This window comes from Vibrio casei, assembly GCF_002218025.2.
GTDB classification, from domain to species: domain Bacteria; phylum Pseudomonadota; class Gammaproteobacteria; order Enterobacterales; family Vibrionaceae; genus Vibrio; species Vibrio casei.
In genome coordinates this window covers 1,056,865-1,083,287 of record NZ_AP018681.1, presented here as the reverse complement: position 1 = coordinate 1,083,287, position 26,423 = coordinate 1,056,865, and the positions used below count along the sequence as shown (strand labels likewise).

At 38.7% G+C, this 26,423-nt stretch carries 23 protein-coding genes and 1 pseudogene; 11 read left to right on the top strand and 13 right to left on the bottom strand.

The window, feature by feature from the left end; all coding sequences use genetic code 11:
* The first annotated feature begins 17 nt into the window (after nt 1-17).
* Complete coding sequence (locus VCASEI_RS17880) at nt 18-1,292, top strand: GGDEF domain-containing protein (protein WP_089111037.1); 1,275 nt, start codon at nt 18-20, stop codon at nt 1,290-1,292.
* Between the two features lie 90 nt (nt 1,293-1,382).
* On the opposite strand, the gene VCASEI_RS17875 is transcribed toward VCASEI_RS17880, so the two are convergent.
* The 5 genes from VCASEI_RS17875 to VCASEI_RS17855 all read right to left on the bottom strand — a co-directional run bounded on the left by VCASEI_RS17875 (nt 1,383) and on the right by VCASEI_RS17855 (nt 6,397).
* Complete coding sequence (locus VCASEI_RS17875; protein WP_086960115.1) at nt 1,383-2,312, bottom strand: isoaspartyl peptidase/L-asparaginase family protein; 930 nt, start codon at nt 2,310-2,312, stop codon at nt 1,383-1,385.
* Between the two features lie 8 nt (nt 2,313-2,320).
* A complete protein-coding gene (locus tag VCASEI_RS17870) occupies nt 2,321-3,055 on the bottom strand; it encodes an amino acid ABC transporter ATP-binding protein (RefSeq protein WP_086960116.1) in 735 nt (244 codons plus the stop codon).
* 17 nt (nt 3,056-3,072) lie between these two features.
* Nucleotides 3,073-4,158 (bottom strand): amino acid ABC transporter permease, encoded by a 1,086-nt coding sequence (locus VCASEI_RS17865; RefSeq protein WP_086960117.1) that lies wholly within the window; start codon nt 4,156-4,158, stop codon nt 3,073-3,075.
* A 2-nt stretch (nt 4,159-4,160) separates the two neighbouring features.
* Nucleotides 4,161-5,309, bottom strand: coding sequence for an amino acid ABC transporter permease (locus VCASEI_RS17860; protein WP_226983346.1), 1,149 nt, complete (start codon nt 5,307-5,309; stop codon nt 4,161-4,163).
* A gap of 65 nt (nt 5,310-5,374) precedes the next feature.
* A complete protein-coding gene (locus VCASEI_RS17855) occupies nt 5,375-6,397 on the bottom strand; it encodes an amino acid ABC transporter substrate-binding protein (RefSeq protein WP_089111038.1) in 1,023 nt (340 codons plus the stop codon).
* A gap of 159 nt (nt 6,398-6,556) precedes the next feature.
* Here VCASEI_RS17855 and VCASEI_RS17850 point away from each other — a divergent pair, with 159 nt between their 5' ends.
* Nucleotides 6,557-7,444, top strand: a complete 888-nt coding sequence (locus VCASEI_RS17850) for a LysR family transcriptional regulator (protein WP_086960120.1) — start codon at nt 6,557-6,559, stop codon at nt 7,442-7,444.
* Nucleotides 7,445-7,707: 263 nt separating this feature from the next.
* On the opposite strand, the gene pstB is transcribed toward VCASEI_RS17850, so the two are convergent.
* The 6 genes from pstB to VCASEI_RS17820 all read right to left on the bottom strand — a co-directional run bounded on the left by pstB (nt 7,708) and on the right by VCASEI_RS17820 (nt 14,200).
* Nucleotides 7,708-8,457 (bottom strand): phosphate ABC transporter ATP-binding protein PstB, encoded by a 750-nt coding sequence (gene pstB, locus VCASEI_RS17845; RefSeq protein ID WP_086960121.1) that lies wholly within the window; start codon nt 8,455-8,457, stop codon nt 7,708-7,710.
* 107 nt (nt 8,458-8,564) lie between these two features.
* Entirely contained in the window at nt 8,565-9,428 is an 864-nt protein-coding gene (pstA, locus tag VCASEI_RS17840; protein ID WP_089111039.1) for a phosphate ABC transporter permease PstA, read from the bottom strand.
* A 5-nt stretch (nt 9,429-9,433) separates the two neighbouring features.
* Nucleotides 9,434-10,405, bottom strand: coding sequence for a phosphate ABC transporter permease subunit PstC (pstC, locus tag VCASEI_RS17835; RefSeq protein ID WP_086960123.1), 972 nt, complete (start codon nt 10,403-10,405; stop codon nt 9,434-9,436).
* A gap of 115 nt (nt 10,406-10,520) precedes the next feature.
* A complete protein-coding gene (locus VCASEI_RS17830) occupies nt 10,521-11,342 on the bottom strand; it encodes a phosphate ABC transporter substrate-binding protein (protein WP_086960124.1) in 822 nt (273 codons plus the stop codon).
* 149 nt (nt 11,343-11,491) lie between these two features.
* Entirely contained in the window at nt 11,492-13,222 is a 1,731-nt protein-coding gene (locus VCASEI_RS17825; protein ID WP_089111040.1) for a cobaltochelatase CobT-related protein, read from the bottom strand.
* An 18-nt stretch (nt 13,223-13,240) separates the two neighbouring features.
* Nucleotides 13,241-14,200 (bottom strand): AAA family ATPase, encoded by a 960-nt coding sequence (locus VCASEI_RS17820; RefSeq protein ID WP_089111041.1) that lies wholly within the window; start codon nt 14,198-14,200, stop codon nt 13,241-13,243.
* Nucleotides 14,201-14,467: 267 nt separating this feature from the next.
* Between VCASEI_RS17820 and xsc the strand changes: the two genes are divergently transcribed.
* The 8 genes and pseudogenes from xsc to VCASEI_RS17780 all read left to right on the top strand — a co-directional run bounded on the left by xsc (nt 14,468) and on the right by VCASEI_RS17780 (nt 23,521).
* Entirely contained in the window at nt 14,468-16,279 is a 1,812-nt protein-coding gene (gene xsc / locus VCASEI_RS17815) for a sulfoacetaldehyde acetyltransferase (protein ID WP_086960128.1), read from the top strand.
* A gap of 253 nt (nt 16,280-16,532) precedes the next feature.
* The gene (locus tag VCASEI_RS17810; protein ID WP_086960129.1) at nt 16,533-17,330 is read left to right on the top strand and encodes an FRG domain-containing protein; all 798 of its coding nucleotides are present in this window, start codon (nt 16,533-16,535) and stop codon (nt 17,328-17,330) included.
* A 19-nt stretch (nt 17,331-17,349) separates the two neighbouring features.
* Complete coding sequence (locus tag VCASEI_RS17805; RefSeq protein WP_086960130.1) at nt 17,350-17,754, top strand: nuclear transport factor 2 family protein; 405 nt, start codon at nt 17,350-17,352, stop codon at nt 17,752-17,754.
* A 48-nt stretch (nt 17,755-17,802) separates the two neighbouring features.
* Nucleotides 17,803-19,255 (top strand): annotated as a pseudogene (locus VCASEI_RS17800) (NAD(P)/FAD-dependent oxidoreductase).
* 158 nt (nt 19,256-19,413) lie between these two features.
* Complete coding sequence (locus VCASEI_RS17795) at nt 19,414-20,388, top strand: TRAP transporter substrate-binding protein (protein ID WP_226983348.1); 975 nt, start codon at nt 19,414-19,416, stop codon at nt 20,386-20,388.
* Between the two features lie 307 nt (nt 20,389-20,695).
* Nucleotides 20,696-21,238 carry a TRAP transporter small permease gene (locus VCASEI_RS17790; RefSeq protein WP_089111042.1) on the top strand — a complete coding sequence of 181 codons (543 nt, stop codon included), beginning with the start codon at nt 20,696-20,698 and terminating at the stop codon, nt 21,236-21,238.
* A gap of 10 nt (nt 21,239-21,248) precedes the next feature.
* On the top strand, nt 21,249-22,589 hold the full coding sequence (locus tag VCASEI_RS17785; protein WP_089111043.1) for a TRAP transporter large permease: 1,341 nt from the start codon (nt 21,249-21,251) through the stop codon (nt 22,587-22,589).
* A gap of 14 nt (nt 22,590-22,603) precedes the next feature.
* Complete coding sequence (locus tag VCASEI_RS17780) at nt 22,604-23,521, top strand: cache domain-containing protein (RefSeq protein WP_086960134.1); 918 nt, start codon at nt 22,604-22,606, stop codon at nt 23,519-23,521.
* Nucleotides 23,522-23,594: 73 nt separating this feature from the next.
* Here the strand turns inward: VCASEI_RS17780 and VCASEI_RS17775 are convergent, their stop codons facing one another.
* Both VCASEI_RS17775 and pta read right to left on the bottom strand, forming a co-directional pair.
* Nucleotides 23,595-24,353 carry a sulfite exporter TauE/SafE family protein gene (locus tag VCASEI_RS17775; protein ID WP_089111058.1) on the bottom strand — a complete coding sequence of 253 codons (759 nt, stop codon included), beginning with the start codon at nt 24,351-24,353 and terminating at the stop codon, nt 23,595-23,597.
* A 46-nt stretch (nt 24,354-24,399) separates the two neighbouring features.
* Nucleotides 24,400-25,401 (bottom strand): phosphate acetyltransferase, encoded by a 1,002-nt coding sequence (pta, locus tag VCASEI_RS17770; RefSeq protein WP_086960135.1) that lies wholly within the window; start codon nt 25,399-25,401, stop codon nt 24,400-24,402.
* Nucleotides 25,402-25,550: 149 nt separating this feature from the next.
* Between pta and VCASEI_RS17765 the strand changes: the two genes are divergently transcribed.
* Entirely contained in the window at nt 25,551-26,333 is a 783-nt protein-coding gene (locus VCASEI_RS17765) for an IclR family transcriptional regulator (RefSeq protein WP_086960136.1), read from the top strand.
* Nucleotides 26,334-26,423: the final 90 nt, after the last annotated feature.

Here is a 26,423-nt window from a genome sequence, read left to right as displayed (position 1 = left end):
TTAGTTATCAAGGGGAAGTGGTTGGGTTTATTGTTCGCGAGATTTACAAATCTGATTTGGATATGTTATTTCGCCAGTCTTTAAACCAGAGTGATTCAAGAATAGAACTCTTTGAATACGCCGATATTGAAATATTGAATCGAGACAGTGTTATTTATCACCATAAAGCCGAAGGTAACCATTTTTCCTCTAATAATGGCATCTTGATACAAAGCTCGCCATCAAATAGGCAGTGGTCTGATTTTGGTCAAATGACAATGAGGATAAATATTCCTAAAGTTTCGATGCTTAATTTAATGATTGAAGAACAAGAGTATTTATTATTTCTTCCTTTCTTTATTTATATGTTGAGTTACTTGACTTTATTACAGATGCTAAAAGGATTACGTGAAGGAGACAAACAATACTTCGATACGTTAACTCAAACGTATAATCGTAATGGCCTTCATCAAAAAGTGTATAAAAAAATTGAAAAAGCGGTGAGTACCAATAAAACGGCTCATATTTTTTCGATTGATGCGAATAAATTCAAGCAAATTAATGATAAATACGGTCATGATGTTGGTGATAAAGCCATCAAAATTATTGCGACGGCGGCAAAACACATTTGTAAGTCGGATGATGATATTGTTCGCCTTGGCGGAGACGAATTTTTAATCGTACTTTATATTGCTAGTGAACAAGAATTTGAACACGAGCAGTTTATGGGACGGCTTAATCAAAAAATTGCTTATGACTGTAAAGCACAATCTATTCCCCGCTTTACCGTAAGTGCCGGTTATGTCGTGTTTGATTTAAATAGCCACCAAAGCCTCTCTCAAATGATTCGCTATGCGGATAGTATTCTACTGAGTAAAAAATCAGTCGAAAAAATAGAGATGATTTGTGAAGAATTTGATAGCTATGATATTAATTTATCAGCTGATGAACTTAAGCTGAAATTAGACCTTAATGAGCGTTTAAACTTTATTCAAGCTGAGCATTTCTTACAACATGAATTAAATGCAAAAGTTTTACGCGCGTACCATAACGATCTTAATTACCTGATGAGTAACTACTTTCAAATGATGTTTAGCTGTACACGTGAAAATGATGACTTGCATCATTTCAGAATGAAAATAGTCGATAGCCATTATCAAACGGGTATTTCAATGTCGGTATTTTATTTCTTATTTGTAAAATACAGTAATTTCTTATTCAGAAATATTGAGTTAAGCGATGAAGAAATAGTCGTCAATAACCGTGTGCTTTCTTATGAGCTGCATTTTATTTCGAATTTAAAAATGCGGTAGTGGGGATCTAATCAGACGCTTTGTATGAAGAATATATCAGCCTCAATCAGAAAAATTCGGTTGAGGCTGATTGCTGTGAATATTTGTTGTTTATTTATAAATTTTTGATTGAGCGGGTTGGATGCTTGAGCCCCAACCACGATACATACCTTCAGTGTTAAAGGGTAAAGTGATATTCCCTTCTTTATCGATAGCAATGAGACCGCCACTGCCTCCGGTAGAGGGTAGATCTTGAAATACAACATGCTCTGCAGCAGATATTAAGTCTAAATGTGCAAATTGCATACGAGCAGAAACATTATACCCAACGACGTGACGTAGAAAGTGCTCACCATGTCCGGTGGCTGAAACGGCGCAGGTAAGATTATTTGCATAAGTACCAGACCCAATGACGGGAGTGTCACCAATACGTCCGTATTGTTTATTAGTGATTCCTCCGGTTGAAGTAGCCGCTGCGAGATTGCCATGTTTATCTTTCGCCACCGCTCCTACCGTTCCATATTTATAGTCATTTGTGGTTGGCTCTAAAACAACACCTTTCTCTGATAAGGCTGACTGTAACTGTTGGTAACGCATATCGGTTGAAAAATATTGGTTATCCACTTCTGGTAGCCCACAGTCTTGAGCAAACTTCTCGGCACCTTCTCCTCCTAAATAAACATGAGGTGAGTTTTCCATTACTGCTCTTGCGACATTAATGGGATTTGGGCTATACCGGATACCTGATACTGCACCGGCTTCTAGTGTTTTACCACACATGATAGCAGCATCTAGTTCATGTTTACCTTCATGATTAAAGACGGCGCCTTTTCCTGCATTAAACCATGGGCAATCTTCAAGTTTATTGACGGCCGTTTGAACCACATCTAATGCGCTTTGTCCTTCACTTAAATGTTTTAGGCTCTCTTCAATAATTCCTTTCAGGACATTTTTTATATCCTCTTCTTGCTCTGGAGATAGTTTTCCTTTTGACATTGCTCCGGCGCCGCCGTGGATAGCGATTGAATATTCGTGAGACATAGTAGACCTTAGTGTTGAATAAGCTGATTTAAGAACATTTGAGTTCGTGGTGACTTAGGAGAAGAAAAGAAGTTTTCTGGATTATTTTCTTCAATGATTTGACCCTGATCCATAAAAATGACTCGGTCTGCAACTTTACGAGCAAACCCCATTTCATGTGTAACACAAATCATGGTCATGCCCTCTTGAGCGAGATCGGTCATTACATCTAGGACTTCTGAAATCATTTCAGGATCTAGCGCCGAGGTCGGCTCATCGAATAACATGACTTCTGGCTTCATACAAAGTGCTCTAGCAATGGCAACACGCTGTTGTTGTCCACCAGAAAGTTGACTTGGATATTTATTGGCTTGCTCTTGTATTTTCACTTTCTCAAGCAAGATTAAAGCCATTTCAATCGCTTTATCTTCGCTTACGTTAAGGTTGGATGTTTGAGGTAAAACGCAGTTTTCTAATACCGTTAAGTGAGGGAAAAGGTTAAATGATTGAAAGCACATTCCGACTTGTTTTCTTAATTTTATCAATTCTTTAGGTGTGTCCTGTACCGGTGAACCAAATACGACTAAGGATCCGGATTGGTGTTTTTCGAGTTGATTTATACAACGGATTAGTGTTGATTTTCCTGAGCCTGAAGGGCCACATATTACGATACGTTGGCCTTTTTTAATGGTTAGGTTGATATCCCTGAGTGCGTGATAGTCGCCATACCATTTGTTTAGTTGATTAATATTAATAACATCCATTTTCTATCTCCGTGGAATTATTTTAGTCGGCGTTCAAGGTGAGAAGCGTATTGTGATAAAGAGAAACAGCACACGAAAAAGAACAATGCTAAAAATGCATACATTTCATTTTCTAAGCCAACCCATTTGGCATTAGAGAGGGTACTTGATGCCACGCCTACAATATCGAGAACACCGACAATCATGACTAAGGTTGTTTCTTTTAAAATACCAACAAATTGGTTAAGTAATGATGGAATTGAGTTTTTCAGTACTTGGGGCAAAATAATTTGTCCCATCATTTTCCAATAACCGAACCCTAAGGCTTTTGCTGCCTCAAATTGCCCTTGAGGAATGGACTGTAACCCTCCTCGGATCGTTTCAGCCATATAGGAGGCAGTAAAAAGTACTAAAACTGCCACCACTCTTAGCAAGACATCAAATTCCTGTCCTGGTGGCAAGAATAATTGGATCATTAATGAAGCCATAAAAAGTAACGTGATGACTGGAACTGAGCGGACTAACTCAATATAGGTGACACTTAGCCAGAGTATAATGGGCTTTTTTGAACGACGACCTAGGGCCAATAAAACGCCCAGAGGTAATGCGAAAACCATACCAAAAATAGCGAGAAATAAAGTCAGCATCATGCCGGCAAACTTCGTGGTAGAGATTGTGTCTAGGCCAAAATTGCCACCCTTTAGCATCATCCACATAGCAAAAGGTAGGATGATTAAGTAAATGAGCATAAAAGGCCTGCTGATACGTTTGATGTACAGCATTGGAATGACGAGAGCGGCTAAACCAAACGCGACATCGACACGCCATTGTTGGCTTTCTGGATACATACCATAAGTGAATAGTTCAATACGGTTGACCACGGGTAGCCAGCAAGCACCATTAGAAATGCAATCGGCTTGGGTTTGTCCTACAAAAGTTGCATTGAAAATAAACCAACTCAACATGGTTGGTATTACCCAGACGATAAAAAGTGCGCCAACAATCGTCAATAAGGTATTAAAAGGTGTAGAAAATAAGTTTTTCTTACACCAAGTTATCCAATCCTTTTTTATTTGGATAGCGGGCTTTGGTTCAATCATGTGAATAGTGTTGTCGTTATTCATGATTATTTCCCTATTGAAATACGTGAGTTATACCAATTCATTAATAGGCTAGTAATCAGACTAAAAGCACAATACGTCCCCATAACGAGGAGGATGCATTCAATTGCTTGTCCTGTATTATTGAGGGTTGTTCCTCCGGTGGAAGAAACAAGCTCCATAAAACCAATTACCACCCCTAATGATGAGTTTTTAATAATGTTGAGATAGACACTCGTAATTTGTGGAACCATAGGGTATATGGCTTGGGGCACAATCAATCTCCACATTATGTTGTGGTCGGTAAAGCCTAATGCTTTTCCTGCCTCTTGCTGACCAGAGGAAATGGATTGGATACAACCTCTAACGATTTCGGCAATATAACTTGAGCTGTACACTGATAATGCCACGCACAAGGCAACAAGCTCTGGAATAACGATCATTCCTCCTTGGAAATTAAAGCCGGTAAGTTTCGGAGTGCTGATAGAGGCATTATTGGTGAGTAAGATGAACATGATCATCAGAAAGGGAAGTGATAGTGTGATCAATGTGAACTTAGGCCATATGATAGGGTTAAAGCCTTTCCATTGAGAGCGTCTATAAACATAATTTCGATATATCAATGCTAGCGCTAAAGACACGACCAAAGTTATCAGTACGTATACTCCCCAACCATTCATAGATATATGCGGTATGGCGAGACCTCGATTAGATAGATAGATATCATCAGCCAGAGAAATACTATTTCTAACAGGTGGTAAACTTAAAAAAAGTGCATACCACCAAATCAATTGGATCACCAATGGCACATTTCGAATTAATTCTACATAGGCACGACAGAGTTTACTTATGACCCAATTTTTCGATACTCGCCCAACTCCGATAATGAAGCCTAGTAAAGTAGCAAAAACGATACTCATAAATGAGACGAGTAAAGTATTAGCAACGCCAACCCAATAAGCGCGTAAGTAAGTATCGTTTTGATTGTAGTCAATTAAGCTAAAAGTAATGTCGTAACCGGCACGATCGTTAAGAAAATCAAACCCAGTTGTGATCCCCAAACTATCAATATTCTCAGACATATTGGTGCCAAGATATAGAAATAAAGCTGAGACGATAATTAATAATGCAGCTTGCTGCCCCCAATCAATAAGGGTGCCTTTGGTGACTTTCATAATCATTTCCACTTAATCCATGTGAAGTTAGCTTGCCAATAATGACAAGCTGTATTATTTAACAATTAACGGAAAGGAGGTGAGTACATTAGGCCGCCATCGATGTATAACGCATTCGCACCACGTTCAAACTTAAGTGGTGAATTGGAGCCCACATGACGTGAAAAAATTTCGCCGTAATTACCTGTAGCTTGAATCGCTTTTAAAGCCCAATCTTTTGTCAGCCCTAATGCTGCTCCTAGATCGCCATCAGTTCCGAGTAGGCGTTTGATGGAAACATTTTTTGTTTGGCTCGCCAACTCTTTTGCGTTAGCTTGGGTAACCTTTAATTCTTCTGCATCTATTAATGCGTACCCAACCATAGTGACGATATCTCTCCAATGGTTATCACCTTGCTTAACATAGGCTCCTAATGGTTCTTTAGAAATAACTTCTGGCAAAATGACATGTTCATCAGGCGATTTAAATAAGGTACGGCGAGCCGCTAAACCTGTGATGTCATTGGTTAGCGCATCACAGCGACCTTTTTGGTATGCGGAGTATAGCTCTTCGGTTTTTTCAAATACAACGGAACGGTATGTTAACCCTCTAGCACTAAAATAATCTGCTAGGTTATGTTCTGATGTTGTTCCTGGTGAAAGGCAAAAAGTGGCGCCGTTAAGATCGCTGACAGACTTGATACCTAATGATTTTCGCGTCATAAAGCCTTGGCCATCGTAAAACCAAATTGTTGTAAAATCAGCGCCTAATTTAGCATCACGGGCGACGGTCCAAGTTGTCGATCTTGATAAAATGTCGATTTCACCTGAGGCTAAAGAAGTAAAACGATTTTTTGATGTGGTAGTAATATATTCAACTTTGTCTGGTGATCCTAAAACGGCGGCGGAGACAGCGCGACAAAGATCAACATCCATACCTGACCATTTACCTTGATCGTTGATATAAGAGAATCCCATTTTATCACTTGAAACTCCGCACTTTAGAGAGCCGCGTTTTATAACATCGTCTTTAGTTTCTGCATAACTATGTGTCGAAAGTGTGCAAGCCAGAAAACTAGAGAGCATTAATCCTATTGCTTTCAATTTCATATTAAATCCCTATATATGGTGTTTTTTGTACTATTATTGAATAAAAATTAATACATAATGGATATAATTTAGGCGCTAATATCCATGAAAGGAAAGTTTTTTATGTCTTGTATTTTGCATCTATTATGCAAAAATTCGATAATGTTAAAAAGGAGAGTCATGAATATTCGTTGGTTAAAGGATTTTATTACGCTTGCAGATTGCCAAAAATTTTCATTGGCAGCTAAGTTAAACGCGTCTTCACAAGCGGCATTCAGTCGTCGAATTCAACAATTAGAGCAGCATCTAAAAGTGGAGTTGTTTGACCGCTCTCGAACGCCCATAAAGTTGACCGTTGAAGGTAAACGGCTGTATCCCATTGCATCAGAAATGATCCAGATGTCGGAGCGATGTGAAGAAATGGTTGCGACAAAAAATAATCCTATAGTGATAGCTTCCTTACATACACTTGCTTGTAATTTCTTTCCCCAATGGTATACCGATATATTAAAGAAAATAGATACACCTTTAGTGACGAGTATTGATTCAGGTGTCCGTTCGATTTCAGGTTATCAGGCAGCATTACAATCTCAACGTGCTGATTGCTTACTTTTCTATCAAAATGAATTTGTTGTGAATTACTTTGAGCCGAGCGAATTTGAGATTATAAAGCTTGCAGATGATGCGTTAATTTGGGTGTGCGGAAGTAGCTTTTCGCTTGAGAAACTTGAAGAGGAAGAAATACCACATTTAACTTATGCACCATCTTCTCAGCTATTAGAACTTTCGGCTCCCTTGTTAGCCTTGACACCATATACTAGTAAATTATCCACGTTATTTCAGTCAACTATTTCAGAATCTTTGTTACCAATGGCCATTCATGGAAATGGTGTTGCTTGTATTCCTAAAACGGTTGCTTTACCTCACATTAATAGTGGGCGCTTAATTCATATATGGTCAGAATATAAAGTGCCTTTAGAAATTACCTTAATAAGATTGCGGGAGGCAAAGAGCCCACATCCCTGTTTAGATGCTTTGTTTGAGGTCGCTAAGGGTTATGAGCATTGAGTCTTTAATATTAAATTTAAAGTGGTTTATTATGTGTATTAACCCTCAACCCTTTGTCCACAATTTGACCTAAACCATGCTAAGAAACCTGTATTTCATGCGTAACCGATGTTTCTTAACTTACTGTTTTTAAAGTTGAATGTATGTTTCTATAGGTATAAAAAAGCCCCTCAGTAAGGGGCAAAAGTTCATCGCTTTTTATAGTTATTCTTTGAACTAGGCGGAGCGGAAGCCTAGCTCTTTGATTGATTAATGGTGCTTACTTAACCGAAGTCACCATTGACATAGCCTTGTGTACGGTCATCTTTCGGGTTGTTAAAGATCGTTTGTGTGTCGTCGTGTTCAACTAGCTCGCCCATTAAGAAGAAGGCGGTACGGTCTGATATACGGCGAGCTTGTTGCATTGAGTGAGTAACAATGACGATGGTAAATTCTTTTTTCAAGGATTCCATCAAGTCTTCAATTTTGTGAGTCGCAATGGGATCGAGTGCTGAGGTTGGCTCATCCATTAAAATCACATCTGGTTGCATTGCAATGGTGCGAGCAATACACAAGCGTTGCTGTTGGCCGCCTGACAAACCAAAGGCGTGTGATTTTAAACGATCTTTCACTTCATCCCATAACGCTGCTCCGCGCAGCGATTTTTCTACGATTGAATCAATGTATTTTTTTTCTTTTATGCCTTGGGCGCGTAATCCGTAAGCGACATTTTCATAAATGCTCATAGGAAAAGGGTTGGGTTTTTGGAATACCATGCCGACTTTAATGCGTAAGTCAGATACATCAATATTTCCGTATATATCGTTATCATCCATCGACACTTTACCCGTGATTTTCACGCCGGCGATCAAATCATTCATGCGGTTTAAGCAGCGTAATAGGGTCGATTTTCCGCAACCTGATGGGCCGATAAGCGCAGTCACTTGTTTTTGTGGAATCGGTAAGTTGATGCTTTTTAGCGCTTGGTTATCGCCGTAGTATAAATCTAGGTTTTCAATGTTGAATTTATTCATTTTAATATCTCTTAATCTTATCGTCTGAGCCGCTATTCATTTGTAGATATCTGAATCAGCGACTCTGTCATAATCAGTCATGTGTTTGAGTGTTGTTTTGCTAACGTTTAGTAATTGGCTCGGTTAAAACGACTACCAATAAGTTTTGTTAGCATGTTGATGATCAAAACGAGAACAATCAATACGGTCGCAGTACCATAAGCTTGGTTCCATTCTTCAACACTAAACAGCTCTGTTGTGAGTTTATAAAGGTGAACGGTTAAGGTACGGCCCGAATCTAATAATGATTCAGGAATACGCGCAACCATACCTGCGGTTAAAAACACAGGGGCAGATTCACCAATGACACGACCGATACTAAGAATGACCAACGTTAAAATACCAGGCATTGCACTGGGTAAAATCAAGCGCCAGATGGTGTAAATTTTCGAAGCACCTAAGCCATAAGATCCTTCACGGTAGGTTTGAGATACTGCCATTAATGCTTCTTCTGTTGTACGAATGATGACGGGAAGGATTAAAATACTCAGCGTTAATGCGCCAGAGAGGATGGAGAATCCAAGCCCTAATACGGCCACAAAGAAGGTCATACCAAATAGACCAAAGATGATCGATGGAATACCTGCGAGTGATTCCGTACAAAAGCGAATCACTTTCACTGATTTACTGCCCGGCTTTGCGTATTCGGTTAAATAAATCGCCGTCATGATCCCAAGTGGTGCTGCAACGGCAATTGAAGCGATAACCATATAAATGGTTGCGATGATCATTGGGAATATTCCGTGTTCATCTCCGGTTCGAGTGTAGTCGTCGCTGATAAAGTTCCAATCTACGTGTTGTAGCCCGTTAGACAGGATGTACCAGATAATCCAGAATAGAAAACCAACCGTTAAAGCTGCCGATGCCCAAATGAACACGTTGAGCATTGCGTCTTTTTGCTGGCGTTGTTTTTTTAGTTTGATTAAATCCATCGTTTTTACCTCGCTTTCTGACGGTTAAAGTACAGAAGAGCCGCATTTAACAGCATGATGAATACCAATAACACCACACCCGTTGCGTATAATGCATTGGCGTGAATCCCACTTGCATAAGACATTTCAATAGCAATGTTAGCGGTTAAGGTACGCGCAGAATCTAAGATGCCTTCTGGCATGGCAGGGGCGTTACCCATTACCATGATGATTGCCATGGTTTCACCAAGAGCACGAGCAATACCTAAAATCACGCCAGTCATGATGCCTGAGCGAGCAGCAGGAACGAGAATTTTGAATATGGTGTAAGTTTTTGAAGCGCCTAACGCAAGTGATCCTTCTTTATAAGCATGAGGAACCGCTCGGATTGAGGTTTCAGATACGGTGATAACGGTTGGGAGTATCATCACACCTAATACGATAATACCGGCTAAGATGGTGTTACCTGCCGGAACGTCGAAGATTTGTTGAATCAAAGGGACGATAATCACAAGGCCGAAGAAGCCGTATACCACCGAAGGAATACCAGCGAGCAATTCAACCGCAGGGCGAATCACATCAGCAATAGGTTTTGGTGCAATTTCTGCGATGAAGATAGCGGTGAGTAACCCGACGGGTACGCCGATAATAACGGCCCCAAAAGTGGAAACAACAGAAGCGATGATCATGGTGTAAACACCATACAGCGCAGGTGGTAACCAGTTATCGCCTAAAACAATACCCGAGACCCCGACGGCTTTAAAAGCTGGGATACTTTCGGCAATGATGAAGTAAGCGATGAGGGCAAGAGAAACAATACCAATAATGGCACTACCAAAGAATAAACCATGAAAAAATTTTTCTTTTAAATCAACACCTTCTTTTTGGCGAAGATGTTTCTTTTGTGGTGAACTCTCAGGTGCTTGTTCAGTTTTGGCGACAGTATTCATAGGCTTGTCACTACTACTTGTTTTGTCACTATAAGTGGCGATGGTCATATTAAAACTCACATGTCGATGGTTCTTGTTTTCTATTGTATAAAGAAGACAAGAAAAGTACCGAGATGGAAATAAGCTCAGCTCTTACGAGCTGAGCAATAATAAAAAGTGTTGCTTAGTGAATATCGATGTAGCCGTTAGAAGTAACCAATTTTTGTGCATCTTTGGTTAGCATCCAATCAAGGAATTTTTGTGCTGTTGGTGTTGGTTTTCCTTCGTGGTAAAGCACTAAGAAAGGACGAGCAACTTTGTATGATCCATCTTTCACGTGAGCGACACTAGCTTCAACACCATCAATCGCAAGAGGGTGGACTGTATTATCAACAGTACCTAAAGATATATAACCGATTGCATATGGGTTGCTTGCTACCATGGTTTTTAGACCACCGTTGCCGTTTGCTACTTGAGCTCGTTGAGAAATTGCTGATACTTTAATATCGTTTACTTTCATCTTAAGACCCATTATGTCTTCAAATGCACCACGAGTACCTGAAGCGGTATCACGAGTAATCGCAACGATCGGTTTGTCTTCGCCACCCACTTCTTTCCAGTTATTGATTTCGCCTTTGTAGATTTTGGTTACTTGCTCAGACGTTAATCCCTTAAGTGTGTTTTTAGGGTTAACGACCACTGCAATACCATCACGAGCGATCACTTCTTCTTTCAAAGTAGGTTCTTTTTCTTCTGCTTTTAAATCACGAGAAGACATACCTAAGTCTGCAGAGTTGTTCTTTGCGGCCTTAATACCAGCGGAAGAACCAGGACCCTGTACTTCAATAAATACATCTGAATTTGATTTCATGTACGTTTCAGCAAACACTTCCATTAACGGGGTAACACTGCTTGAACCTACCGCAGAAATGGTTTCTTTTGCTGATACTGGGTTTGCGCTAAGTGCACCAAGAATGGCTAGAGTGCTTATTACTGTTTTTTTCATACCTTTATCCTTTAGTGGCTTCATGCCGTTAAGTTGTTCAGTTGACGAGTGCCACTCTAAGGAGTAAATATGACAGTTGTGTTACAGTAATTTGAAAGCTATATGACAGGTAGTATTAATCTAAAAAATAAATAGGACAAATAATAAGGTTACCTGAATAGTTGGATGATTTTTCGGCAAATAGTAAAAATATCATTTTCATGATTATCAATAATCATATTTTTAGCATAATAAGCGCTAAGATCAACACCAATTCCGACTCCATATATTTCTATCAATTCATTGTTCTTCCAATGAGAAATGACGCTCCTTAAATGATTATCTAAGTACAGTGAATGATTGGTTGAGTTTGTGGCAGTATCCATTGGGCATCCATCTGAAATAACGACAAGAATCTTTCGTTCAGATGATTGGTTCTTTAATCGCTGGCAAGCCCAATTTACGGCTTCGCCATCGATTCCTTCTTTAAATAGATCGGCTTTCTTTAATGCCGCAATAGAATGTTTTGCCTTACGCCAATGCGTATTTTCTGCTTTGAATATAATATGCCGGATATCATTTAATCTGCCTGGATTTGAGTTTTTTTTCTTTAACCACGGTTTCTTCAGCCAAGATTGATAAGATTGTCCACCATTCCAGTGGCGAGTGGTAAAGCCGAGGATTTCGTTAGGAATATATGACAAACCCATTACAGTTAATAAAGTGTCCATGATCATGGCTGTTCTTGAAGTATGCCTTTGCATAGAGCCAGAACAATCTAACAGTAAACTAATTGAGCAGTGGTTAACTGGTTGCAGCGTCGGTTGATAAAAAATCTGCCTTTGCATGGGGTTTGTGATCAGTTGGTGAAGAGATCTCGCATCAACAATGCCTTCCTCTTGTTGATAAACTTGTCCAGTATTTTCTGGTGTTTTTATTGTATTTGATAGTATTGATGCTAAACGATAATGAGGAATATTTTGTAGGTGAAGTTCCGTATTTAACGTGACACGAAAACTATCTAGTTGAACCTTTCTTACTAACGTATCGACTTGGACCACTTGGTCATATTCTTGAGTGAAAATTTGATATTTTTCTTGAGTCGTGTCTTTGGTTTTGCTTTGTTCTGTAATCAATGTTTGTAAATATTTCTCTTCAATTTCACCATCGACCATTAAAGCGACCTGTTTTAATATTTTAATGTCATCGTCAAATTTGTTTTGTAATGATTCATCATGCTGTGTTTGTTGTTCATCAATAATAAGCTGTATTTTCTTTGCTAATTGGCAGGCATGGTGTGCGTATTCTTCTTGATTAAAAAGACATTTTGGTAAGGAAAAAAGTTCATCACCAATTAAAGGGACGATCCCCATACGGGTTGATTCTATTAAAGCATCAAAATCATGGTGGACAGGCACACCAAACAACCGGCATCGAATGACTAATAAGCAGGTAAAAATAAGCATTCCAATTCTCGTTTCAGTAAAACCATTTTGGTATTGATACTGACACCAATAAAAGAAGTTATTACTCACATTGGTCATAACGCCCGGTAGAGTTACGGGGGCTAACCTTTCGACTCTGACTTGTTCACAAAAATCAAAAATGAGGCGTGCGATGTCTGGTGTTGGACGATTTTTAAAGTGCACTCTTTGGTCTGAGTGTTGTAACCTTAAAGCAATAGAATCCGCTTTTCCTCGTAGACTTAATCGATCATTTTCCATGTGGTATTGAGACTGAAAACTCAAGTCATTGACATGCACCGCCAAAAAGTAAAGTGGTTGATCCCCGACATAAAATCGCTGTCCCTGATAAGTGAGATTGCTAACTTGGCAGATCGCTCTAGCTGCAGATAGACACTGATCTAAGTAGGATTTTTGAATTGCTGTTCGATTAGTCATCCGATTTCCCCTGTGAGATTAATCGTTAAAATGATCAATTTCTTGATCGAAGCAACGTAAGAAGTATTCGGTTAAAATTGGTTTTTCCATTTCTTCGCAGCGATTTAGAAATGAATATTTAAACGCGGTGCCAATATGTTTAAAGAAAATAAGGTTCTCTACCCATGTAATCACCGTTCTTGGTGACATTAAGGTCGAAATATCACCATTAGCGAAGCCTTGTCGGGTGAGACCTGCCATGGCTACCATATTATCGATCAGTTGTCGGCCATTATCATTATCTAGATGAGGCGCTTTTGATAAGATAATTTTTGCTTCGTGGTTAGGTGATAAATAATTTAATGTTGCGATGATATTCCATCGATCAAGTTGGCTTTGGTTTAAGATCTGTGTACCAGAATATAAGCCAGAAATATTGCCTAAACCAACGGTGTTACAAGTAGAGAACAAACGAAATAAAGGATGGGGAGAGATCACTTTATTTTGCTCTAATGACGTATATTTCCCATCTTTCTCTAATAATTGCTGAATAACAAACATGACATCAGGTTTGCCAGCATCGTATTCATCAAAGATTAATGCTATTGGGCGTTGAAGGCTAGTAGGCAGTATTCCAGATTTAAATTCGGTAACTTGTAATCCATCTTTTAATGAAATGGTGTCTTTTCCTATTAAGTCTAGGCGGCTTAAATGCCCGTCTAAGTTAATTCTTAAACATGGCCAATTAAGTCGAGCTGCGACTTGCTCAATATGTGAGGATTTCCCTGTTCCGTGCATACCCTGAATTAATGTTCTGCGATTAAAAGCAAAGCCCGTCAAGATAGCCAGTGTGACTTCCGGATCAAATTGATAGGTTTCATCGATACTTGGTACAAGGTCGCTCTTTTCTATAAAACTAGGAACTAGTAGGTCGCTATCTATACCAAATCGATCTCGTACTGGTATTTGTGTCGTTAACGGTATGTGATTTTGAATCATTTTAGGTACTTCCTTATATGTGTCGACTCTCGACATCCTCACCTGAACCTGGTGTTTATTCTCTACTTGAAAGTACGCAATAAACGATATTTATTGTACAGAAAATCAGCAAAAATGTGATCAATTAGTTAATAATGGAATAAAATGTTCCATTAATTTAATTATTTTTTGACCAAGGAAAAAGTGACGTCTAAGGTAAAGACGAATAAAAAATCCAACAATGTGTTGCATTAAATGGAAATGATGACAATTCCAAGGAGAAGTAGAATGAGCGAGAACGAAAAACGTACGGTTGTTTCAGGCACAACTAAAATGACACCCTCAGAAGCTTTTGTTGAAACTTTAGTGGCGAATGATGTCACTGATATGTTTGGTATCATGGGATCTGCTTTTATGGATGCTATGGATATTTTTGCGCCTGCAGGCATACGTCTAATTCCTGTCGTGCATGAGCAAGGTGCAGGGCACATGGCTGACGGTTACTCTCGTGTCTCAGGGAGACATGGTGTTGTGATTGGGCAAAATGGCCCTGGAATTAGTAACTGTGTTACATCTATTGCTGCTGCTTATTGGGCCCACAGTCCAGTAGTTATTGTCACTCCAGAAACTGGCACGACTACCATGGGATTAGGTGGATTTCAAGAATGTCAGCAATTGCCAATGTTTCAAGAATTTACTAAATATCAAGGTCATGTGACGCATCCAGCACGAATGGCGGAATATACTGGTCGCTGCTTTGATCGCGCAATGAGTGAGATGGGGCCTACCCAACTGAATATTCCTCGTGATTATTTTTACGGTGAAATTCAAACTGAAATCCCACAACCAGCAAGATTAGATCGAGGTCCAGGTGGTGAGCGTTCGTTAAATGAAGCTGCTGATCTACTTGCTCATGCTAAGTTTCCAGTCATTATTTCTGGTGGTGGTGTTGTCATGGCAGACGCTGTACAAGAATGTATTGCACTAGCCGAACGTTTAGGCGCTCCAGTGGTAAATAGTTATTTACACAATGATTCTTTTCCTGCAAGCCATTCATTATGGTGTGGTCCGTTAGGTTACCAAGGTTCAAAAGCGGCTATGAAACTGATGGCACAAGCGGATGTGGTGATTGCTCTAGGTACGCGTTTAGGGCCATTTGGTACCTTACCTCAACATGGTATGGATTATTGGCCGAAAAACGCCAAAATTATCCAAATTGATGCCGACAATAAAATGCTTGGTCTTGTTAAGAAAATTTCCGTTGGTATTTGTGGAGATGCGAAGGCTTCCGCAGTGGCATTAACGGAACGTTTAACAGACCGTATTCTTGATTGCGATGAAAATCGTGCACATCGGTTAGATAAAGTGGCTGCTGAAAAAGCACAGTGGGAGAAAGAGCTAGATGAATGGACCCATGAGCGGGATCCGTTTAGCTTAGATATGATTGAACAAAATAAGAACGAAACGCCATTTTCAGGAGGTGAATATTTACACCCACGCCAAGTGTTACGTGAGTTAGAAAAAGCCATGCCAGAAGACGTTATGGTGTCAACGGATATCGGCAATATTAACTCAATCGCAAATAGTTATTTACGTTTTGAAAAGCCTCGTAGCTTCTTTGCTGCAATGAGTTTTGGTAACTGTGGTTATGCCTTCCCAACTATTATAGGTGCCAAAGTGGCAGCGCCTCATCGTCCTGCTATTTCTTATGCAGGGGATGGTGCATGGGGAATGAGTTTAATGGAAACCATGACCAGCGTGCGCCATAACATTCCGGTGACGGCAGTTGTTTTCCATAACCGACAGTGGGGTGCTGAGAAGAAAAACCAGGTGGATTTTTATAATCGCCGTTTTGTTGCGGGTGAATTGGACAATCAAAGTTTTGCGGAGATCGCTCGGGCAATGGGAGCTGAGGGAATCACGGTTGATCGCCTTGAAGACGTTGGGCCAAGCTTGAAAAAAGCGATAGACATGCAAATGAATGAAGGAAAAACAACGATTATTGAAATCATGTGTACGCAAGAATTGGGTGACCCATTCCGTCGAGATGCATTATCTACTCCTGTTAGATTTTTAGATAAATATAAAGATTTCGTCTAATGCAACTGTCGCATCTAACTGGCTTAGTTGGGTGCGACTTATCACTTAATTGCGTGATGCTACTAACAATAAAAGTAATTGATAGTGCGTTAGATTAAAGTTTTCGTTTTGAAATCTGTTATTAATATTTTAAACAATTAAGTTAGGTATTAGTCTAATTTTTATTGAAATAATCACTAGAGTGATTAGGTGAATAAATTAATATATTTAATATATAAGAGTTTCTTTTGTATTGAATTAATAAGGGTTGATTATGAAAATCATAAAAGAAATAAAGTCAGTAAATTCATATATTAATGCTATTGATGATATTCAATGTTCAAGTATCCCATTATTATTTCGTGGTCCGAGTTACAATCAACCTGATTTGTTACCTTCTATTGCTCGTCCAGAGTTTATCAATATTTCGATGACTGAAAATGAACTTTTATCTTCAATGGTTCAATATAAAGATCATGTGTTAACAACAAATAAATGGGCACTATTGTGTGAAGCGATGGATGAAGGCTTACCTACTCGTTTAATGGAATGGATTGAAAATCCACTTGTAGCGCTATGGCTTGCCTGTCAGCCTCAGCATGAAAATATAGTCGTTTATATTCTTAACCCAGACCAAAGTCGGAATGTTGATATGGAGATGACGCCATCCATATTGAATAAAACAGCTGTGTTCCGAGTATCGGATATTACGTTTAAGGATAAAGATGCCCAACGTTGGTGCACGATTCATCCCATAATGAAAAGCATTGAAAATAAAATATTGCCTCTAGAAGAAGAACTTATAAATAGTGACGAGCTGATTATGATTGATATTTCAAACTCCTCTCGAGTAAGGATATTAGATGAATTAGTTGATTATGGGTTTAAGCTAAATGATGACACAGTAAATTTATCTACCTTAACAAGATTTTTAATAAGCAATTCTAAATTTGAAAGATTTATAGATGAACGACAAGAGAAAATTGAAAGATTCAATATGGCTATGTCCCCGTCGATTAAAAAATTGAGTCAATATAGCAAGCAATATCATGCTGATTTCGATTTTGATTAAATATTTAAGGAGAATGAAAATGGATATGGAAAATAAAGTAAATCAAATAGATGTGAACTTTTTACAAGCATTTAGTGATGCTTGGAATAATCATGATATTGACGCCTTAATGACTTTTATGGCCGATGATTGTGTATTCCATACTGCTGGTGGAAACGGAGAGTTAGGGGGTTCTTTTCAAGGTAAAGAATCAGTAAGAGAAAGTTTTGTTGCGGTATGGACAAATTTTCCAGACGTGGCATGGAAAGATCCAATGCACTTTGTGTGTGGTGATCGCGCGGTATCAGAATCAACCTTTACCGCAACTAATCCTGATGGAAGTCGAATTGAAGCACGTATGGTTGATGTGTTTACGTTGAAAGGTGGAAAAATACTTGTCAAAAACGCTTATCGTAAAAACAGACCTGCGATTCAGCCAAGCTGAGGTTAATTCGTCTAGTGTGAATTTAGGAAGTGAAAAATGAATAATGTGATGAATAATTCTAATCTTAATAACGTGGATTTATCTCAAGATTCTAACTCTATTATTACTCCTTCAAAGGAGGCTTATGATCCTGCTTATGATCCACTAAAAGATAAAAACCCTGGCCATGGCAAAGAATATGCCCCGACTTATTGGGTTGGAACTGCAGGTGAGCCGCCAGCAGATGATGGGCCAATTATTTGTGATACGGATGCTGATGTTGTCATTATTGGTTCTGGATTTACAGGCTTAACAACCGCGATTCATTTGGCTGAAAGGTATGGTATTAAGGCCACTATACTAGAAGCAAACCGTGTGAGTTGGGGGTGCAGTACCCGCAATGGTGGCCAAGCCCAATGTGCATCAGGGCGGCTCAAGCGTTCCCAATGGATTGAACGTTGGGGCTTGGAGACGGCAATTAAAAATGCACCGTGAGTGTGTTGATGGTATGCAGACGTTTAAAGATCTGATTAAAGATATTGACTGTGAACCTCAACCGGGTGGGCACCTTTATATTGCTCACCGCGCAAAAGTTATGGGAGGCTTAGAAAAAGAAGCCAAGTTATTACGTGACACTTTTGATTACGATGCTCAGATATTAGATGCTCAGACGGTAAAACGTCAGTTTGTTGATGATCAGGAAGCATTTGGGGCAATGCATGAACCGGAAGGCATTGGCATTCATCCAGGAAAATTAGCCTTTGGCTATATTAATAAAGCGCGTGCGTTAGGGGTGAAAATTCACCCTGCAAGTCCGGTACTTGGTTGGGAAACTCGTAAAGGTGTGCATTATTTAAAAACGCCAGGAGGAACGGTTAAAGCGAGTTCTGTAGCAGTATGTACTGGTGGTTATACGTCACCAAATTTGCATAAAGAAACCAAGAATCGCTTATTGCCGGTTTTATCAAACTCAATGGTAACTAGACCATTAACCGTTCAAGAACTTGAAACATGCAATTTTAAAACACATCAAGTATTAACGGATACTCGTATTTTACGCCACTACTATCGTTTACTTCCTGATAATAGAATCCAAATTGGTACGCGTAGTGCGATCACAGGAAAGAATGCGCCAAAGAAAAAATATGAAGATATGTTACGTTCCGATTTAACTCGGAAGTTCCCATCATTAGCAGGTATTCAAGTGGATTATTCTTGGTGGGGGTGGGTGGATGTAAGCCATGACATGATGCCAAGAATTTACCAGCCTAACCCTAATGAAAGCATTTTCTATGCGATGGGCTATGGCGGTAATGGTGTGATGTATTCGGCGCAAGCTGGTAAACGATTAGCGCAATGGATAGCTGGAGAAGGACACTCTTTGGATTTACCTATATTTCAATCAAAGTTACCTTTTCCGAATATTCGAGAGATGATTGAATCGGAATCTTTTGCTCCCTTTAGAAGGTTAGGGCAAACATTTCTATACCGTTGGTATTCATTGAAAGATGAAGTGCTGTAACGGACACCGATCAATGTTTAATCATTTATTACAAATGGTTTGAATTTCAATTAGGAAGATCGACGACCAGGATTGTTGTACCAGGTCTTATTACTACCAAAAATGTACATGATGTACTCTATTATAAAAAGGTTAAGACTATGAATAATAAAAAATTAATGGCTATTTTTTCAGCTGTTAGCATTACGTTAATGTCCAGTAATGTGTTTGCACAAACTTTTAAAATGGCTATTGGTGACGCTGCGGGTGGTACACAGTGGGAGCTTGCGACGAAGTTTTCTGAGATGATGAAAGAAAAAACGGCAGGAAAGGTGAAGATTGATCTTTTTCCGAATGGCCAATTAGGAAATGAGCAAGACACAGTAAATGATGCGGCGATTGGCTTACTTGATTTTTCGGTATTGGCTATTAATAACGTAACGCCATTTTCACCTACGGTAGGTGTGTTAACGATGCCGTATCTTATTCAAAGCGCAGATGAAGCAAAACTATTAACTCAAGGTCCGATTGGTAAAGAATTAACCGATAACACAATACGAGATGCTGGAGTGCGTATTATTGGTTGGGCATATTCTGGTTTCCGAGTGCTCACTAATTCAAAACGACCAGTAAAATCACCAGCGGATTTAAAAGGTATGGTGATAAGAGTTCCTCGTAATGAAATTATGATTGCCTCTTATCAAGCTTGGGGGGTCAACCCAACTCCAATGGCGTGGTCAGAAACCTTTACCGCATTGCAACAAGGGGTCGTTGATGGGCAAGATAATCCCTATGTGACAGTTTATGCTATGAAGTTTAATGAAGTACAAAAATACGTGACAAATATTCGCTATATTTTCTCTTTAGAGCCTCTAATTATTAGTGAATCTGTCTTTCAGCAACAATCTCCAAATATACAAAAAATGATCTTGGATGCAGGCAAAGAAGCAACAGCTCATAGCTTTACGTTTCTTAAAAATACAGAAAGTAGCATCCGTAATGATTTAGAAAAAAAAGGCATGGTGTTTGTTGAGCCTGCCAATGGCGAAAAAGAATGGATAGATGCGATCAAAAAGAATGTATGGCCTAAATTTTATGGAAGTATTGGTGGTAAAGATAAGTTCGATCATGTGTTAAAGGCGTTAGGTCGTTAGTCATTCCTTGTCTTCAATTTAATTTACCAAGGTTTAGCTGGAGAGCTTTATATTTTCTCCTGTTAAACAAACGATGAGGTTCCTCAGACTTAATAGTACATTCTGAGTGTGACAGTTTAATGATGCCCACTCAGTTTAATACTACGATTGAGCTGATACAGACTGAAACTTAAATGGCTTCAATTTATCTTGTTTAACGTTTGTTTTATTTTCGTTGAAACTCGCCTTTTGACGTTACTTGGGTCTACAACACGGATGTTTATGTCACTTTCATGGCATTCATCATGATGGTAAAGCAGGAGGCTGTATGTCAGTCGTAAAATTAGTCAAGAAGCATTTAAATAATATTGAAGAATATACATGTTGTTTATTACTTGCCAGTTTTGTCATGCTTCTTTTTATTCAGATTATTTCAAGACAGTTTTTTAGCTATTCAATACCTTGGGGAGATGAAGTTGCAACCTATATGTTTATTTGGTTTGCATATTTAGGTGCTGTCGTTGCTGCCAAATATTCAGCACATAACCGAGTCAGTTTTCATTTTAATTTCTTTCCACCCATAGTAAAAAAAATAAGTGAAACTATCGCAGATGGTCTATGGGTATTATTTAATGGTTACTTTGTCTATTTAAGTTATGACTTTGTATTTAATAAGATGAATCTATTTTGGAAATCTCAAACTACGGGTATTCCTATGAAGTATTTCTATTTTATTTTACCTATTGCCTTTTCATTAATGATTATTCGTATTTTATGGAACAATTATGAAAGATTATTTAAAGGTATTGAAATCGAAGATATTGAAACGGCTGAATTAAAGAAAGTTACGGCTAAAAATTCAAAAAAATAGAGATAATAAAATGGATGAATATCTAACACTTATACTTTTTGGTGGCTTTTTGGTCATGTTAATTTTAGGCGCACCTATTACGGTTTCTTTAGCCGGTGCATCGATGGCAGCCTATATGATTTTAGATAAAAACCCGATAGCACTTGTTCAGATAGCTTTTACTTCGGTGGGTAACTTTCCGCTAATGGCATTGCCCGCATTTGTTTTAGCTGGCGCATTAATGGAAGCCGCAGGTATTTCTAAACGGTTGGTTGATATCGCAGAAAGCTTAGCTGGCCCAGTGACAGGTGGGTTAGGTGCTGCCACGGTTATTGCTTGCTTATTCTTTGGTGCCATATCGGGTTCTGGGCCAGCCACAACAGCGGCTGTTGGGATGTTGATGATACCGGCTATGGTGAAACGTAATTATGATAAAAGTTATGCATCGGCTGTGACTGCAGCGTCAGGTGGCTTGGGTATTATTATCCCGCCCTCTATACCGATTGTTATTTTTGGTATTTCTGCCATGGGGCTTAGGCCACCTCCAGAAGCGATTGCACAATATGGTGTTTTTGCATCGGTATCTATCCCTAAACTGTTTATCGCTGGGGTTATTCCAGGGTTATTAATGGCTCTAACTTTAATTGTTACAAATTATATTATTGCCAAAAGAAAAGGTTATAAGGGCTTAACTGAAACCTGGTCCCTTTCAGAGGTAAGACAATCGCTGTGTAAAGGCATTTGGTCATTATTAGCTCCATTGTTGATTTTAGGCGGAATTTATTCTGGGATGTTCACCCCGACTGAATCGGCAATTGTTGCGATATTTTATTCATTATTTGTCGGTATTTTTATCCATAGAGAATTGGCGTTTAATAGTGTAATGAAATCTTTAACCACCACCACCTGGATAACAGGGCGTGTATTGCTGATTTTATTTGCAGCAACAGTATTTGGTCGATTATTGATTGAACAGCAGATTCCAGTCGTAGTGGCGGAGTCTTTATTAAGTTTTACGAATAATATGTATTTAGTTTGGGCTATTACTATTGGTTTACTACTGTTTATTGGAATGTTTATGGAAACATTGGCTGCTATTATGATTATCGTTCCTGTTCTTTTACCTATTATGTACATGCTTGGAGCAGACCCTACACATGTTGGTATTGTTATTGTGTGCGTATTATCTATCGGCTTTGCCACACCACCGCTAGGTGAAAATATTTTTGTTGCTTCAGGTATTGGTGGCTCTACGGTTGAACAGATCACAGCTAAAATACATCCTTTTGTATTGGCATCGATAATTGGTGTGTTCTTAATTGCTTTCTTTCCACAAATTACCTTATGGCTACCTTCGGTAATGGGATATTGATGAGGAATTATATGATGGAGAATAAACCCAAAATAATATTGGTAATAAGCACTTTATTTCTCGTATTAATGAATATAAATATAGTTTTTGCAAAAAATAATAATATTGAAGCCATTAATGTACTAAATACAACACTTCCGTATAGTGAAAGTCCTCGAGAGATAAGAGTGAAAGTATTATTAACTAAAGCTGTTGATCATATTAAAAATCAAGGCGTTGAGGCTGTAGTTGATTTTTCGAAACAAGAAAAGTTTATTGATAAGGATCTCTATGTCTTTGCGCTTAATACTTCTGGCACTTTCTTAGCCAGTGGAGGGGCCTCTGTTAGCTTGGTGGGCTCTAATGTAACGAATACATTGGACACACATGGAAAGCCTTTCTTTCAACAAATGATTGATACTGCAGCCAACGATAAGGTGAATGCGATTGAGTATTATTGGACCAATCCAGTCGAGAGAGGAGGAGAACCTAAACGTACTTTTTATACTCGTGTTGACAATATCATTATTGCCGTTGGTTACAATCCGGCCCGTTCGACACAAGTGGAAGCTGAAGCCTTACTTGATAAAGCGATGAGATCGATGGTGGTTAATGAAAGTGAAAGCTTGAAGGCCTTTAATGATCATAAGGGACAATTTGTACAGGGCGACTTGTATGTGTTTGTATTGGATATTAATACGGGTGAATTCTTAGCTCATGGCGTCGCTATTGAGTTAGTTGGTAAGTTAGCTTCAGAGGTTTTGGAACCAGATAATGAATCCACCTTAGCTATGCTTTTACAACAAGCGAAAGAAAAGGGTAGGGGTGAATATCGTTATCGTTGGGTGAATCCTACATCAGGAAAAGTGGAAACGAAATCGACACTTTATCGAGTGCTTGATAACAAAGTGATCGCAGTTGGTTATTATACTCGTCAAATCAACTCGTTTTAAGTCTTAAACGACGCCTAAGCCAGTTAAACTATTTTTAGCATGGCTTAGGTTCAGTTAAAAATAGAAAAATATATTAAGCATAATATAAGAAAAACTTAATAATTAATTGAATCGCTATCGATACTAAGGTGATAAATACGATTTTTCGTAATGTGGTACTTTTGAATGGTGGGGGATATTTTCGAGCTAACATTGTAACAATATAAACAAGTGGCACTGCAATTAACGCTAAAATAGAAATATTCTGAGTTAAGTCACCTTGTAGGTAAACAATGAGAGTACGTGATGAAGAAGTACAAGTGAATATTAATAATAAGAGTGTTCGAATGGTTTCAATTGCCATTGGCTGTTTATACAAATGATAAACAACTGGGGGGCCAGCCATTCCAAATAAGCCACCAGAAAATCCAGAGGCAAAGCCTGCACCAACAAAAGATGCCCACTTTGACGGTCGTTGATTGATTTTAGGATGAAAAATGAAGGTTAAGCTTGAGAATAAAATCATACAACCTAAAGCACCACTTAATAGATTTGTAGCAGAGTCGGATAAGGTATTTAGCAGGTAGATCCCAAATAATGTGCCAGGAAATATCCCTAAAATAATCGCTATAAACAGTGATTTATCGAACTCAATTTTTTTACCAATAAGTGCACTGAGACAATTTGGAAGCGTGATAATACTTACGACCGTAGCCATGATTGAAATAGGTGCTAACTTAAATAAGGTACAAATTCCAATAACAATAATACCGAGGCCAAAACCGGTTATGGTTTGAAAATAAGCACCTAAGCTGATGGCGATTAAAACAAAAATCAAGTCGATTATTTCCAGCATAAGATGGTCTTTTGAGTCAATTGAAAGATATGTATTTCAGACATTAATGATTATCCATGCTTTGTACTGCGGTAACGGCAACGACGTTAATGATATCTTCCACGCTGCACCCTCGGGATAAGTCGTTTGCTGGTTTTTTTAGCCCTTGCAGTAATGGGCCAATTGCAACGGCATTGCCTAATCGTTCTGTTAACTTATAGCCAATATTCCCAGCTTCTAAATTAGGGAAAATGAGCACATTTGATAAACCTTTAACTTTCGAGCTTGGTAATTTTCGTTCTGCTATTTCAGTGACGAGTGCGGTATCAAGTTGAACATCTTGATCGATAGCGAGGTGAGGATATTGTTGTTGCACGAGTTTCGCCGCTTCAATGACCTTATCAACCGCTGCATGTTTCGCACTTCCATTCGTCGAAAAAGATAGCATTGCGACTCTTGGTTCTACTTCTAATAGGCATTGGGCACTGTTAGCGGCAGCAATAGCAATTGCTGCTAATTGCTTAGTATTAGGATCGACGACAAGTCCACAATCACTGAAAATTAAACCGCCCTGTAAATTATGGAATGGTTTACATAGCATCATAAGAAAGAAGCTAGAAACTAGGTCGCTATTCTCGTGCATCCCGACGATTTGAATGGCGACTCGCACTACATCCGGAGTCGTGTATATCGCACCATTTACGGTACCATCGGCTAATCCTGTGTGAACCATAAGGTTAGCAAAGTAAAGTGGGTTGGTGATTTGTTGTTCAGCTTGCTCGTATGTGATTCCTTTGTGTTTCCTTAATGCAAAAAAATGTTGGCTAAAGGTTTTTTTTAATAGCGACGTGTTGGGATTGATGATGTCGATACCGTTTAAGTTTATATGGTGTCGTTTAGCCATCTCTTGAATAGTCGACTCATCTCCTATTAATATAATGCGAGCAATTTTGCGTTCAGTGATGATTGAAGCCGCTCGCAATATTCTATTATCTTGAGATTCGCTTAATACAATGGTTTTATTTTGGCTCTGGGCTTTTTGAATAATACGATCAAGAACTTTCATTTTAACTCCGTTTTTCGGAATGTTTTATTCCATAAATTGATTTTATGTTATGTTGTTAACATGAAAAGATCAATTTTTATTCAATAAATGGAAATTATTTTGATACAGAGATACAATTTGTAATAAAAGAGACTGAAAAGAGAAACGATATGGATGACGATTTAGAGCAACAAAAAGAGACACCTACGTTACGATTGTTTTCTTTATTGGAGGTAATCGCTCAAAAAGATGAGTTTATTTCATTACAAGGCTTGGTTGAAGAAACAGGGTTTCCTAAGCCAACATTGCATCGAATGTTACAACAATTAGAGTCTGCCGGAATCATTCAAAAAGATGGCGATGATAAGCATTACAGCTCTGGTGTGAGGTTGCGTAAATTAGCTGAAAATTTATTGTTAAACAGTACTATGCATAGCGCAAGACATGCGATTTTGAAAAACCTCAGAGAAGAAGTGGGTGAAAACTGTAATTTAACGGCTTTATCTGGCGGCGAAATTATTTATTTAGATCGTGTTGAAACCGATGCACCATTACGCTTTTATTTACATCCAGGTTCGAGGGTACCGGTTCATTGTTCAGCGTCAGGGAAGCTGTTTCTAGCGCATATGTCGAAATCTCAACGAAGCCGATTAATTGGAAATACTGATTTATCGCAATACACTAGCAAGACGATTACCGACTTTTCTCTTTTAGAAAAAGATGTTGAAAGCGCTAAAATTCAAGGGTATGCCATCGATAATGAAGAGTATTTACCGGGTTTGGTGTGTATCGCGGTATTAGTGCCGTCCTCGGTGGGTCATTCAAACTTAGGCTTGGCGATTCAAGCTCCAGTGATAAGGGTTAAGCCCGAAGAGGCTCTTAAATTTTTACCTGCTTTATTGAAAGCTGCAAAGGCTCTAGCTCAGATTGAAGAAGAGTGTTGGGAAAAGTAATTCTTTTTATGTAAAAAATAAAGGCCACAAATATTAAATTATTTGTGGCCTTTATTTTTGTCCTAAACTTAAAATGCAACATAGCTTATT